Annotated in this window: 1 protein-coding gene; it reads left to right on the top strand. The window is 74.2% G+C overall.

Annotated features, from left to right (window positions below; all coding sequences use genetic code 11):
- Positions 1-26 precede the first annotated feature (26 nt).
- Positions 27-15704: a type I polyketide synthase gene (locus ABGB10_RS09325; RefSeq protein ID WP_347660460.1), complete on the top strand. Its 15678-nt coding sequence runs from the start codon at positions 27-29 to the stop codon at positions 15702-15704.
- Positions 15705-15707: the final 3 nt, after the last annotated feature.

Genomic DNA, 15707 nt, shown 5'->3' with positions numbered 1-15707 from the left:
CGCGCAGCGGGAACGGGGTACGTGTGATGGCGAACGACGAGAAGCTGCTCGACCATCTCAAGTGGATGACCGCCGAGCTGCGACGCAGCAAGCGGCGCCTCGAAGAGGTGGAGACGGCGGCCGGCGAACCGGTCGCGATCGTCGCGATGACCTGCCGCTACCCCGGGCGGGTCAGCACCCCGGAGCAGCTCTGGGAGCTGGTCGCCACCGGCGGTGACGCGATCGGCGACTTCCCCGACGACCGCGGGTGGGACGTCGACGGGCTCTACGACCCCGACCCGGACGCCAAGGGCAAGAGCTACGCCCGCGAGGGCGGCTTCCTCGCCGACGCGGCCGACTTCGACCCGGCGCTGTTCGGCATCTCGCCGCGCGAGGCCCTGGCCATGGACCCGCAGCAGCGGTTGCTGCTGGAGACCGCCTGGGAGGCGTTCGAGCGGGCCGGCATCCCCGGTGACAGCGTGCGCGGCAGCCGGACCGGCGTCTTCGTCGGGATCAGCGGCCGCGACTACGACACCCTGCTGCAACGGCACACCCAGGACGGCATCGAGGGCTACCGACTGACCGGCAGCGCGGCCAGCGTGCTCTCCGGGCGGATCGCGTACCAGTTCGGTCTGGAAGGACCGGCCGTCACCATCGACACCGCCTGCTCGGCCTCCCTGGTCGCGTTGCACCTGGCGGTCCAGTCGCTACGCCAGCAGGAGTGCTCCCTCGCCCTCGCCGGTGGCGCCACAGTGCTCGCCACCCCGGAGGCGTTCGTCGAGTTCAGCCGCCAGCGCGGCCTCGCCCCGGACGGCCGGTGCAAGCCGTTCGCCGCCGCCGCCGACGGCACCGGCTGGTCCGAGGGCGCCGGCCTGCTCCTGCTGGAACGGCTCTCCGACGCCCGCCGCAACGGCCACCCGGTGCTCGCCGTCATCCGGGGCACCGCGGTCAACCAGGACGGCGCGTCCAACGGGCTCACCGCACCCAACGGGCCCGCCCAGCAACGCGTCATCCGGGCCGCGCTCGCCAACGCCCGACTCACCGCGGCCGACGTCGACCTGGTCGAGGCGCACGGCACCGGCACCCGGCTCGGCGACCCGATCGAGGCGCAGGCACTGCTGGCCACCTACGGTCAGAGCCGTCCGGCCGGCGAACCCCTCTGGCTCGGCTCGCTCAAGTCCAACCTCGGCCACACCCAGGCCGCGGCCGGGGTCGGCGGCGTGATGAAGACCGTGCTCGCCCTGCGGGCCGGCGTCATGCCACGCACCCTGCACGTCGACGAGCCCACCCCGCACGTCGACTGGACCGCCGGCAACGTCCAACTGCTCACCACGGAGCGCCCCTGGACGCCGGGGGAGCGGCCCCGACGCGCGGCGGTCTCCGCGTTCGGCATCAGCGGCACCAACGCCCACGCGATCATCGAGGAGGCTCCGGCGACGGACGCCCCGACGCCCCCCGCGCCGGCCGCCACCGACCCGGTCTGGGTGCTCAGCGGTCACACCCCGGAGGCGCTGCGGGCCCAGGCCGGCCGCCTCAACGCCTTCGCGGCCGACTGCGCGGCCGACCCCGCCGACATCGCCTTCTCGCTCGCCGCGACCCGCTCACCGCTGCCCGTCCGGGCGGTGGTCACCGGCGCCGACCTTCCGGCGGGCCTCGCGGCCCTGGCCGACGGGAACGCCGCCGCCGGGGTCGTCACCGGCTCGGTCCAGGAGGGCCGCACCGCCTTCCTCTTCTCCGGTCAGGGCTCCCAGCGGCCGGGCATGGGTGTCGACCTCGCCGAGCGGTTCCCGGCGTACGCGGAAGCATTCGACCTGGTCTGCGCGGAACTGGACCCGCGTCTCGACCGTCCACTGCGGGAGGTGATCGCCGACGGGGTGGACCTGGAACAGACCGTCTACACGCAGGCCGCCCTGTTCGCGGTGGAGGTGGCCCTGTTCCGACTGGTCGAGTCGTTCGGGGTCACCCCGGACTACCTGGTGGGGCACTCGATCGGTGAGATCGCCGCCGCCCATGTGGCCGGCGTGCTGTCCCTCGCGGACGCCGCGACGTTGGTGGCGGCGCGGGGTCGGCTGATGCAGGCGTTGCCACCCGGTGGGGTGATGGTGGCGGTCCGCGCGACCGAGGCCGAGGTGCTGCCGCTGCTGTCCGACGGTGTCGACATCGCCGCGGTCAACGGTCCGCGGTCGGTGGTGCTGTCCGGCTCCGCCGACGCGGTGGCCGCCGTCGCCGCCCACTTCGACAAGTCCAAGGCGCTGACGGTCAGCCACGCGTTCCACTCGGCGTTGATGGAGCCGATGCTGGCCGAGTTCGCCCATGTGGCGAGTGCCCTGACCTACCACGATCCGGTCATCCCGGTCGTCTCCAACCTGACCGGGCAGCTCGCCGGCGCACAGGACGCCGGCTACTGGGTCCGGCACGTGCGCGCGGCGGTCCGGTTCGCCGACGGCATCGCCTGGCTACGTGGTCGTGGCGTCACCCGGTTCCTGGAGATCGGCCCGGACGGCGTACTCACCGCGATGGCCCGGGAGAGCGACGACACCGAAGCCGCCTACCTGCCCCTGCTGCGCCGGGGCCGCCCCGAGGTGACCGCCCTGGTCACCGGGCTGGCCGAGGCGTACGTGCGGGGCGCCGCGGTGGACTGGACCGTGCTGGCCACCGGTGGCCACCGCGTCGACCTGCCCACCTACGCGTTCCAGCAGCAGCGGTACTGGCCGACCACCGGCGCCGCTCCGGTCGGCGACACCCGCGGGCTCGGCCTCACCGGTGTCGACCACCCGCTGCTCGGTGCCGCCGTCGCGCTGGCCGGCGTCGACGAGCACCTCTTCACCGGTCACTGGTCCACCGCCGGGCACCCGTGGCTCGCCGACCACCAGGTCGCCGGGGACCTCGTCGTTCCCGGCACCGCCCAGCTCGAAGCGGTACTCGCGGCGGGTGCCGAGATCGGCTGCCCGACGGTCGAGGACCTGGTCCTGGCCACCCCACTCGTACTGCCGCCCGCAGGGGTGCAGGTTCAGGTCCGGGTCGGCGCGGCGGACGGCGACGGCCGGCGCAGCGTGAGCGTGCACAGCGGGGACGGCGAGACGTGGACCGTGCACGCCTCCGGCACCCTCGGCGTCACCGGCAGCGTCGCGTCGGCCCTGGCCGAGTGGCCGCCGCCGGGGGCCGAACCCGTCGACATCACCGATCTCTATCCGGGGCTGGGCGAGCGCGGTCTGACCTACGGGCCCGCGTTCCGGGGCCTGGAAGCGGTCTGGCGCGGCCCGCTGGGGGAGACGTTCGCCGAGGTACGCGCCCCCGAGAGCGTCGACGCCTCCAGCTTCGGGCTGCACCCCGCAGTCCTCGACGCCGCCCTGCACGCCCTCGGTCACCCGGTCACCGATGCCGAACCGGCCGTCGTCCCGTTCGCCTGGAACGGTGCCACCCTGCACGGGGTCGGCGCCGACACGATCCGGGTACGACTGCGGGGCACCGACACCGTCACCGTGGACGTCTGGGACACCACCGGGCAGCCGGTTGCCACGGTCGGGTCCCTGGTGCTCCGGCCGTACACCCCACCCACCGCGACGACCCTCCCGGTCGCCGACGCCCTGCACCGCCTCGCGTGGACGCCGGTCACCGCACCCGCCGCACCCGCCGCGCCGGCCACATCGGCGCAGGTCTGGCGACCTCCGACCACCGGTGCCGACCCGCTGACGACGACGCACTCCGCGACCGCCGCCACGCTCGGCGTACTCCAGCGGTTCCTGCGCGAGGCCACCGACACCGACGCCCGCCTCGCCGTGGTCACGTCCGGCGCGGTGGCGACCTCGCCCGACGGGGACGTCACCGACCTGGCCGCCGCCGCGGTCTGGGGGCTGGTCCGCACCGCGCAGACCGAGAACCCGGACCGCTTCGTCCTGGTCGACCTGGACCGCCCCGACGACGACGGCATGCTCGCCACCGCGCTCGCCACCGGGGAGCCGCAGCTCGCCGCCCGCAACGGCACCCTGCTCGCCCCGCGCCTGGCCCGCGCCGCGACCGGCCCCGCCCTGATCCCGCCCGCCGGCGTCCCCTGGCGCCTCGACGTGCCGATCAAGGGCACCCTCGACAACCTCACCCTGGTCCCGTGCCCCGAGGTCGACGAACCGCTCGGCCCGGGCCAGGTCCGGATCGCGGTCCGCGCCACCGGCCTCAACTTCCGGGACGTCCTGATCGCCCTGGACATGTACCCCGACGTCGCCCAACTCGGCAGCGAGGGCGCCGGCGTCGTCACCGCCGTCGGGCCCGGTGCCGACGGGGTGCGGGTCGGCGACGCGGTCATGGGCATGTTCCACGGCGCGTTCGGCCCGGTGACCGTCACCGACCACCGGCTGGTCACCCCGATCCCGGCCGGCTGGACGTTCGAGCAGGCCGCCGCCGTGCCGATCGTCTTCCTCACCGCCTACTACGCCCTGGTCGACCTGACCGACCTGCGCGCCGGGGAGTCGCTGCTGGTGCACGCCGCCACCGGCGGTGTCGGCATGGCCGCCGTGCAACTGGCCCACCACCTCGGCGCCACCGTCTACGGCACGGCCAGCCCGGCCAAGTGGGAGACGCTGCGCGGTCTGGGTGTCGACGGCGACCGGATCGCCTCGTCCCGGACCACCGGGTTCGAGGAGAGATTCCGCGCCGCGACCGGCGACCGTGGGGTCGACGTCGTGCTCAACTCGCTGACCGGCGAGCACGTCGACGCCTCGCTGCGGTTGCTCGCCCCGGGGGGCCGGTTCGCCGAGATGGGCAAGAACGACGTCCGCGACCCGGCCGCGATCACGGCGGCGCACGGCGTCACCTACCGGGCCTTCGACACCATCCAGGCCGGACCGGACCGGATCCAGGAGATGCTGCGCGCCCTGGTCGACCTCTTCGACGCCGGCGCACTGCGGCCGCTGCCGGTGACCACCTGGGACGTCCGCTCGGCCGGTGCCGCGTTCCGGCACGTCAGCCAGGCCGCCCACGTCGGCAAGGTGGTCCTCACCGTCCCGACCGCCCTGGACCCGGACGGTGCCGTCCTGCTCACCGGCGGCACCGGCGCGATCGGTGCCGCCGTCGCCCGGCACCTGGTCACCGCCCACGGCGTCCGGCACCTGGTGCTGGCCGGCCGGCGCGGCCCGGACGCGCCCGGTGCCGCCGACCTCGCCGACGAGTTGCGCGGCCTCGGCGCGAGCGTGACCCTGGCCGCCTGTGACGTCGCCGACCGCAACGCCGCCGCGGCCCTGATCGCGGCCAGCACCACGGACCGGCCGCTCACCGCCGTCGTCCACCTCGCCGGCGTCCTCGACGACGGTGTGCTCGGCGCGATGACGCCGGACCGGCTGGCCAGCGTGCTGCGCCCGAAGGTCGACGCGGCCTGGCACCTGCACGACCTCACCCAGGACCAGCCGCTCGCCGCCTTCGTGCTCTTCTCGTCGCTGTCCGGGCTGCTCGGCGCGGCCGGGCAGGCCAACTACGCGGCCGCGAACGCGTTCCTGGACGGGCTCGCCGCGCACCGGCGCGCCCAGGGCCGGCCGGCGATCTCGCTCGCCTGGGGCCCCTGGACCGCCACGACCAGCATGGCCGGACGGCTGGACGACACCGACACGCGGCGCATGGACCGCACCGGTGTGCTCGGCTTCAGCACCGGCGAAGGGCTGGCACTGCTCGACGCGGCGCTCGGGGTCGACGAGTCGCTGACCGTCCCCGTGCGACTCGCCCGTACCCTCGCCGCCGGCACCACCCCGCCGCCGCTGCTCCGGGGCCTCGTCCGCGGCGTCACCCGCCCGGCCGGCAGCGCCGGGCCCGCCGACGCGGCGACCGCGCTGCGCCGCCGTCTGGCCACCTCACCCGACGAGGCCGAACGGATCCTCCTGGACATCGTCGTGGCGGACGTCGCCGCGGTCCTCGGGCACGCCCCGTCCGACGTTGTCGCCGGCCGAGCCTTCAAGGAACTCGGTTTCGACTCGTTGACCGCCGTCGAACTCCGCAACCGGCTCACCGCCGTGACCGGGCTCCGGCTGTCCGCGACCCTCGCCTTCGACCACCCGAGCCCACTCGCGCTCGTCGCCCACCTGCGCGACGAACTGCTCGGCGCTGCGATCCCGGAAGCACCTCAACCCTCCACCGAGGCCGCCGGGGACGACGACGATCCGATCGCCATCGTCGCGATGGCCTGCCGCTACCCGGGTGGCATCAGCACGCCGGAGGAGTTGTGGCGGCTGGTCGCCGACGGTGCCGAGGGCATCAGCGCGGTCCCGACGGACCGGGGGTGGCGGGCCGACCTCTTCGACACCGACCGGGACGGCGGCTCGGCCACCGACCGTGGGGGCTTCCTGCACGACGCCGCCGACTTCGACGCCGACTTCTTCGGCATCTCACCGCGCGAGGCTCTGGCGATGGACCCACAGCAGCGACTGCTGCTGGAATCCACCTGGGAGGCCCTGGAACGCGCCGGCATCGACGCGGAGACGGTCCGCGGCGAGCCGGTCGGTGTCTTCGTCGGGGCGTCGGCCCAGGGTTACGACACCCTGCTGCAGGGCCGGGACGCCAGCACCGGCTACCTGCTCACCGGCACCGCCGCCAGTGTCATCTCGGGCCGGCTCGCGTACACCTTCGGGTTCGAGGGCCCGGCCGTCACGGTCGACACCGCCTGCTCGTCGTCGCTGGTCGCCCTGCACCTGGCGATCCGTTCCATCCGCAACGGCGAGTGCGCGATGGCCGTCGCCAGCGGCGCCGTGGTGATGGCCACGCCGACGATGTTCCTGGAGTTCTCCCGACAGGGTGGGCTCGCCGCCGACGGGCGCTGCAAGGCGTTCGGGGCGGGCGCCGACGGCACCGGCTGGTCCGAGGGTGTCGGCGTGCTGCTGGTCGAGCGGTTGTCCACCGCCCGCCGACGCGGCCACCCGGTGCTCGCGCTGGTCCGTGGCACGGCGGTCAACCAGGACGGCGCGTCGAACGGTCTGACCGCCCCGAACGGCCCCGCCCAGCAGCGCGTGATCCGGGCGGCGCTCGCCGACGCCGGTCTGTCCACCGCCGACGTCGACGTGGTGGAGGCCCACGGCACGGGCACGGTGCTGGGCGACCCGATCGAAGCGCAGGCACTGCTCGCCACGTACGGCCAGGGCCGCGCCGCCGACCGGCCGCTGTGGCTCGGCTCGATCAAGTCGAATCTGGGTCACGCGCAGGCCGCCGCCGGGGTCGGCGGCATCATCAAGATGGTCATGGCGATGCGGGCCGGCCTGATGCCCCGCACCCTGCACGCCGACGAGCCGACCTCGCACGTCGACTGGTCGTCGGGCTCGGTCGCCCTGCTCACCGAGGCCCGCGAGTGGACCGGTGACGGGCGCCCCCGCCGGTCGGCGGTCTCCTCCTTCGGGGTGTCCGGCACCAACGCGCACGTCATCCTCGAAGCGGCACCCGAACCGGACCCCGCACCCGAGGAGCCGGCCCGCGAGGACCCGGCACGCGAGGACCCGGCACCCGAGGACCCGGCCCGCGAGGGCACGGTCGACGTACCGCTGGTCCTGTCCGCCCGCAGCCCGGTAGCGCTCACCGCGCAGGCCACCCGGCTGCTGGACGGCGACGACATGGACCTGGTCGACGCCGCGTACACCCTCGCCGGGCGGGCCCGCCTCCCGCACCGGGCGGTGGCGTTCGGTCGGGCCGCCCTCGAAGCTCTCGCCGCAGGTCAGAAGGATTCCGCTCTGGTCACCGGTGTGCCGGCGACCGGCCGGACGGCATTCGTGTTCTCCGGCCAGGGTTCGCAGCGCCCGGGCATGGGCCTGGACCTCTGCGGCACCTTCCCGGTGTACGCGGAGGCGTTCGACGCGGCCTGCGCCGAGCTGGACGTTCATCTGGACCGTCCGGTCCGGGAGGTGATCGCGGACGACGCGGAGGCCCTGGACCAGACGGTGTACACGCAGTCGGCGTTGTTCGCCGTCGAGGTGGCGTTGTTCCGGCTGGTCGAGTCGTTCGGTGTCACCCCGGACTACCTGGTCGGGCACTCCATTGGCGAGATCGCCGCCGCGCACGTCTCCGGGGTGTTGTCCCTGGCCGATGTGGCGAAGCTGGTCACCGCCCGGGGTCGCCTGATGCAGGCGTTGCCCGCCGGTGGCGTCATGGTCGCCGTGCGGGCTACCGAGGCGGAGGTCCTGCCGCTGCTCACCGACGGCGTGAGCATCGCGGCGGTGAACGGTCCGCGGTCGGTGGTGCTGTCCGGTGTGGCCGACGAGGTCACGGCGGTCGCGGCGACGTTCAAGTCGAAGCGGTTGCGGGTGAGTCACGCGTTCCACTCGGTGCTGATGGAGCCGATGCTGGCCGAGTTCGCGTCGATCGCGGAAAGCCTGACCTACGAGTCGCCGCGTATCCCCGTCGTGTCGAACCTGACCGGGCAGGTCGCCGAGATCCAGGACGCCGGCTACTGGGTGCGGCACGTGCGGGAGGCGGTGCGCTTCGCCGACGGGATCACCACCCTGGAGGGTCTGGGTGTCGGCACGTTCGTGGAGATCGGCCCGGACGGGGTCCTGTCGGCGATGGGCGCGGACTGTGTGACGGACGCGGTGTTCGTACCCGTGCAACGCGCTGACCGGGACCAACCGACCACGCTGCTGACCGCCCTGGCCCAGGTCTTCGTGCGTGGCGTCGCGGTGGACTGGACGCCGTGCCTGACCGGCGGACGTCTGATCGACCTGCCCACCTACGCCTTCCAACGCCGCCGCTACTGGCCGGCCGCCGCCGTCGGTGAGACCGGCGCCGGCAGTCACCCGCTGCTCGGCGCGATGGTCCCGTTGGCCGGCAGCGACGACGAGCGCGTGCACACCGGCCACTGGAGCACCGGCTCGGTACCCTGGCTGGCCGACCACCGCATCGCCGGCTCGGTCGTCGTGCCCGGCACCGCGCTGCTCGAACTGGTCCTCGCGGCCGGCACCGAGGCCGGCTGCGAACAGGTCGACGATCTCGTCCTCTCCGCCCCCGTGGTGGCCGGCGAACGCGGCGTGCAACTCCAGGTCCGGGTCGGCCCGGCGGACGACGCCGGACGGCGACCGGTCGCGGTGCACGCCACCACCGACGGGGTCCGGTGGGCGGCACACGCCACCGGCACGGTCAGCCCCGCCACCCTGTCCGCCCCGGCGGCCGACGAATGGCCCCCGCCCGGCGCGACCCCGCTCGACCTCGGCGACCTCTACCACGACCTGGCCGACCGTGGCCTCGACTACGGTCCCGCCTTCCGAGGGCTGCGCGCGGCCTGGCGTGCCACCGACGGAACCATCCACGCCGACCTGGCCCTCGACGGTGACGCCGACGGGTACGCGGCGCACCCGGCGCTGCTGGACGCCGCCCTGCACGTCCTCGGCCTGACCGGCGACGCCGGCCGGGAAGCCAAGGTGCCGTTCTCCTGGACCGGGGTCACCCGGCACGGTCAGACCGGCAGCGCCGCCCGCGCCCGGCTGACCCGGACCGCCGCCGACACCGTCCGGATCGACCTGGCCGACGACCTCGGCCGCCCCACGGTCACCGTGGAGTCCCTGCTGCTCCGGCCGTACGCCCCGCCCTCGGTGCTGCACACGCTGGCGTGGTCGCCGATCCCGGTACCCGTGGAGTCGACCGCACGGGACCTGACCGTGCTGCGCGTCCCGCAGGTCCCGGGCGACCAGGCCGCCGCCGCGCACGCGGTAACTGTGGAGGCGCTCACCGCCGCGCAGGCCGTCCTCGCACAGGACGACACCCGTCTGCTCGTGCTCACCACCGGCGCGGTGGCGGCGGGACCGGACGACACCGTCCCGAACCCGGCCGGCGCCGCGGTCTGGGGCCTGATCCGCAGCGCCCAGTCCGAGAACCCGGGTCGCTTCCTCCTGGTCGACACCGAACCCGGCGACGACCTGGACGACGCCCGGCTGGCGGCCATCACCACCGCCGGAGAGGAACAGGTCGCGGTGCGCGGCGGCGCTGTCCTCGTACCCCGGCTCGTTCCTCATCGCGCGACCGGCGACGGCCCGGCCTTCGGCACCGGAACGGTCCTGGTCACCGGTGCCCTGGGCGCTCTCGGCAGGATCGTCACCCGGCACCTGGTGACCCGCCACGGCAGCACCGACCTGATCCTGCTCGGCCGCCGTGGCGCGGACACGCCCGGTGCCGCCGACCTGGTCGCCGAACTGGCCGGCCTCGGCGCCACCGCGACAGTGGTGGCCGCCGACGCGGCCGACCGCGACGCCCTCGCGGCGGTCCTCGCCGCGGCACCCGACCTGACCGCCGTCGTCCACATCGCCGGGGTCCTCGACGACGGTACGGTCGACCGCCTCACCCCGGGCCGCGTCGCCGCCGTCCTGCGACCGAAGGTCGACGCGGCCTGGCACCTGCACGAACTCACCAGCGACCGGAACCTCTCCGCGTTCGTGTCGTTCTCCTCCGCCGCCGGCGTCTTCGGTGGCCCGGGGCAGGGCAACTACGCCGCCGCCAACGCGTTCCTCGACGCCCTCGCGGCGCACCGCCGCTCCGCCGGCCTGGCCGCGACCTCGCTGGCCTGGGGACCGTGGGCGGACGGCATGGCCGCCGGTCTCGCCCCGGCCGAACTGGACCGGATGGCCCGCTCCGGTGTGCTGCCGCTGCCGACCGACGTGGCGCTCACCGCGCTGGACCAGGCCAGCGCCGACAGCCAGGCCCTGCTCGTACCGGTCCGGCTCGACCCGTCGGCGACCCCGTCGCACGTCCCCGGCGTACTGCGCGGCATGGTCCGCGCGATCCCCCGGCAGCGCGCGGGTCGGGCGTCCGGCGACGCCGCCCTGGTGCGCCGGCTCGCCGGTCTGGCGCCGGCCGCGCGCCGCGACCAACTGCTCGATCTGGTACGCACCCACGTGGCCGGCGTGCTGGGCCACGGCTCGGGACGGGCCGTCGCCGCCGACCGCCCGTTCAGCGAGTTCGGCTTCGACTCGCTCGCCGCCGTCGAACTGCGCAACGGGCTGAACGCCGCGACCGGGCTGCGGTTGGCCGCCACCCTGGTCTTCGACTACCCGACCCCAGTGGCCCTGGCCGAGCACCTGAACACCGCTCTCGGTGGCGACGACGAAGGCCGCACAGCCGGTGTGAGCAGGGCGGTCACCGCCGACGAACCCATCGCCATCGTCGGCATGGCCTGCCGCTACCCCGGCGGTGTGACGACACCCGAGGACCTCTGGCAGCTGGTCGACACCGGCGGTGACGCGATCGGGGAGTTCCCCCCTGACCGGGGCTGGGATGTAGGGGTGTTGTTCGATCCCGATCCTGACAATCCTGGGACCACGTACACCAAGGAGGGCGGTTTCCTCTACGACGCGGGCGACTTCGACGCGGGATTCTTCGGGATCTCGCCGCGGGAGGCCCTCGCCATGGATCCGCAGCAGCGGCTGTTGTTGGAGACCTCCTGGGAGGCGTTCGAGCGGGCCGGGATCGACCCGGCGGTCGTACGGGGAGCGCAGGTGGGTGTGTTCGCTGGGGTCATGTACCACGACTACGTCAGCCAGCTCGGCTCGGCTGACGGAGTCGAGGGTCTGCTGGGCGTCGGTAACGCCGGCAGTGTCGTCTCCGGCCGGGTGGCGTACACCTTCGGCCTGGAGGGCCCGGCGGTCACCGTCGACACCGCGTGCTCGTCCTCCCTGGTGGCACTGCACCTCGCGGTGCGGGCGCTGCGCAACGGCGAGTGCGTCATGGCATTGGCCGGCGGGGTGACCGTGATGGCCACCCCGGGCACGTTCGTCGACTTCTCCCGGCAGCGCGGCCTGGCGCCGGACGGCCGGTGCAAGTCCTTCTCCGACGACGCCGACGGGACCGGCTGGGCCGAGGGCGCCGGTGTGCTGCTGGTGGAGCGACTCTCCGACGCCGTCCGCAACGGTCACCGGGTACTCGCCGTGGTGCGGGGCACCGCGGTCAACCAGGACGGCGCGTCGAACGGGCTGACCGCCCCGAACGGGCCGTCACAGCAACGCGTCATCCGCGCCGCCCTCGCGGATGCCGGCCTCACCACCGCCGACGTGGACGCGGTCGAGGCACACGGCACCGGCACCCGACTCGGTGATCCGATCGAGGCCCAGGCGCTGCTCGCCACCTACGGCCAGGACCGCCCCACCGACCAGCCGCTCTGGCTCGGCTCGATCAAGTCGAACATCGGCCACACCCAGGCCGCCGCCGGCGTCGCCGGGATCATCAAGATGCTGATGGCGATGCGGCACGACACCATGCCGCGGACCGTCCACGTCGAGCGGCCCACCGGGCACGTCGACTGGTCCGAGGGTGCGGTGGAGCTGCTCGTGGACGCACGGCCCTGGCCGGCGGGGGAGCGCCCGCGCCGGGCGGGGGTGTCGTCCTTCGGGGTCTCCGGCACCAACGCGCACGTGATCATCGAGGAGCCGCCGGTCGCACCGGTGGTCGAAACGGTCGCGACGGAGCCGGGTGTGCCGTGGTTGCTGTCCGGCCGTACCGCGACGGCGATCGCCGGTCAGGCGCAGCGGCTCGCGGCGTGGGAGGGCGATGCCGGAGAGGTGGCGCACTCGCTGGCCGCGTCCCGTGCCGTCTTCGACCACCGGGCTGTCGTGCTCGGCCCGGACCACCGGGCCGGTCTGGCCGCGTTGGCCGAGGGGTTGCCGTCGAGCAGTGTGGTGTCGGGTGTGGCCCGTTCGGCTGGGGTGGTGTTCGTGTTCCCCGGTCAGGGTTCGCAGTGGGTGGGGATGGCTGCCGAGTTGCTGGATGCGGAGCCGGTGTTCGCGGCGCGGATCGCGGAGTGTGCGGCGGCCCTTGCGCCGTTCGTGGACTGGAGCCTCCTCGATGTGCTGCGTTCCGATGATCCGTTGGAGCGGGTGGATGTGGTGCAGCCGGTGTTGTGGGCGGTGCACGTGGCGTTGGCTGAGGTGTGGCGGGCCAGGGGTGTGACCCCGGATGCGGTGATAGGTCATTCGCAGGGTGAGATCGCGGCTGCCTGTGTGGCAGGGGTGCTGTCACTGAGCGACGCGGCGAAGGTGGTCGCGTTGCGCAGCAAGGCGTTGCTGGCGATTGCTGGCAGCGGGGGCATGGTGTCGGTGAGCGCCGGTCTGGATGTGGTCACCCCGTTGTTGACCGAGGGTGTGAGTGTCGCGGTGGTCAACGGTCCGACGAGTGTCGTGGTCGCCGGTGCTGACCTGGATGCGTTCCTGGCCGCTGCGGAGGCGGCGGGGGTGCGGGCCAGGCGGGTGAAGGTCGACTACGCGTCGCACTGTGCTCTGGTCGAGCCGGTCGAGGCGGAACTGGCCACTGTGCTCGACGGGGTGCGACCACTGCCCGGCGCTGTGCCGCTGTTCTCCACCGTGGAGGACGGCGGTGTCATGGACGCCGGTTACTGGTATCGGAATCTGCGTCAGCCGGTGCGTCTCGACCTGGCGGTGCAGGCGGCGTACGCGGCGGGGCATCGGATCTTCGTGGAGGTCAGCGCGCATCCGGTGTTGACCGGGGCGATCGCCGACAGCGTCGACGTCCCCGCCGTCGGGACGCTTCGCCGAGATGAGGGCGGCCCACGGCAGATCGTGCGGGCCCTCGCCGAGGCGTGGGTGCAGGGCGCACCCGTCGACTGGACCACCGTCATCCCGACGACCCGGACCATCGACCTGCCCACCTACCCCTTCCAACACCAGCGTTACTGGCCGGCCGGTGACCCGCCGGTGTCGGTCGTGGACCCGGTCGACAGCGAGTTCTGGCAGGCCGTGGAGAACGGCGACCTCACCCCCCTCGGGATCACCGACGACGGCGGCGAGCTGCTGCCCGCCCTCACCGCCTGGCGGCGTACCCGCAAGGAGCGCGGCACCACCGACACCTGGCGCTACACCGTCGGCTGGACCGCCCTGCCCGAGCCGCCCGACGCGTTGCTCACCGGCACCTGGCTGCTGCTCACCACCGCCACCGCGCGGACGGAGACCACATTCGCCAGCGCCGCGATCGAGCAGGCCGGCGGCACCGCCGTCATCGTCGAGGTGGACCCGGCGACGACCGACCGGGCCACCCTGACCGCACAGCTGAGCGCGGCGACCGGCCCGGAACCCGCCATCTCCGGTGTGCTGTCCCTCCTGGCCGCGGCCCCGGACACCGACGGAGCCGTCCCACCCTGCCTCACCGCGACCGTGCTGCTGGTCCAGGCCCTGGCCGACGCCGGGATCCCTGGCCGGCTCCGGATCGTCACCCGCGGCGCGGTCACCGTCACCGCCACCGACGCGCCACCGCTGACCGGTCCCGCCCAGGTCTGGGCCACCGGCCGGGTGCTCGGCCTGGAACAGCCGGAACGCTGGGGCGCCCTGATCGACCTGCCGGCCCGGCTCGACAACGCCGCGCTCACCCGCTTCCAGGCCGCCGTCGCCGGCATCGACGACGAGGACCAGATCGCGGTACGCGAGCACGGCGTCCACGCTCGACGCCTACGCCCGGCCCCCCTCGACAGCCCGGCACCGTCGAACGGGTGGACGCCGTCCGGCACCACCCTCATCACCGGCGGCACCGGCGCGATCGGCGCACACGTGGCCCGCTGGCTGGCCGGACGCGGCGCCGAGCACCTGGTGCTCACCAGCCGTCGAGGTCCGGACGCCCCCGGTGCCGACGACCTGCGCACCGAGTTGGAACAGCTCGGCGCCCGGGTGACCATCGCCGCCTGCGACACGGCCGAGCGGGCCGCGCTCACCAGCCTGCTCGACGGCCTCGACGACCTCACCGCGGTCTTCCACGCCGCAGGCGTCGCCCGCTCGGCATCGCTGGCCGACACCGGCCTGGACGAGTTCACCGACGTGGTCAACGGCAAGGCGGCAGGTGCCGCCCTGCTCGACGACCTCGTCGGGGACGTGAGCGCATTCGTCCTGTTCTCCTCCAACTCCGGTGTCTGGGGCGGCGGCGGGCAGGGCGCGTACGCGGCGGCCAACGCGTACCTCGACGCGCTCGCGGCCCGTCGCCGGGCCCGTGGTCTGCGCGCCACCTCGATCGCCTGGGGTGTGTGGGACGGCGGCGGCATGTCCGACGCCGTGATCGTCGAGCAGTTGCGCCGACGCGGCCTCGCCGCGATGGCGCCCGACCTGGCCATCGCCGCGATGGCCCGCACCCTGGACCACGACGAGACCTTCGTCGCCATCGCCGACGTCGACTGGCAGCGGTTCGCTCCCGCCTACGAGTCGGCCCGGCCCCGGCCGCTGCTGCACGAACTGCCGCAGGTACGCCGGATCCGCGACGCCGACCAGGCCGCGATCGGCGGCCAGGGGGCGTCCGCGCTCTACACCCGGCTGCGCGACAGGTCTCGCGGCGAGCGGCACCGGGCTCTGCTCCAGACGGTACGGGCGGAGGCCGCCGCAGTCCTCGGCCACCCGTCGGTCGAGTCCGTCGAACCGGAGCGGGCGTTCCGGGAGCTGGGCTTCGACTCGGCGACCGCGATCGAGATGCGGAACCGGCTCAACGCGAGCACCGGCCTGCGGCTCGCCACCACCCTCATCTTCGACTACCCCAGCGCCGTGGTCCTCGCCGAGCACCTGCACGACGAGCTGTTCGGACCGGACGACCTCGACGACGACGCCCGCATCCGGCAGGCGCTCGCCGCGATCTCCCCGGCCCGGCTGCGTGCCGCTGGGTTGCTGGACGCGCTGCTGCGCCTCGCCGACGGTGCCGGCGACGACGCCGAACCCGCCGCCGGGGAACCGGACGGCACCGACCTCGACGGGCTGGATGAGGACGACCTCATCCGGCTGGCACTCGATTCCTCTCGCTGAACC

This window comes from Micromonospora sp. B9E7 (genome assembly GCF_039871815.1).
Lineage (GTDB): Bacteria > Actinomycetota > Actinomycetes > Mycobacteriales > Micromonosporaceae > Micromonospora.
Note: the sequence above shows the minus strand (reverse complement) of the source record. Positions and strands in the feature narration are given on the sequence as shown.

Coding starts and splice junctions, on each gene's coding strand:
- ABGB10_RS09325 (WP_347660460.1), top strand. CDS start 27: ATGGCGAACGACGAGAAGCTGCTCGACCATCTCAAGTGGATGACCGCC.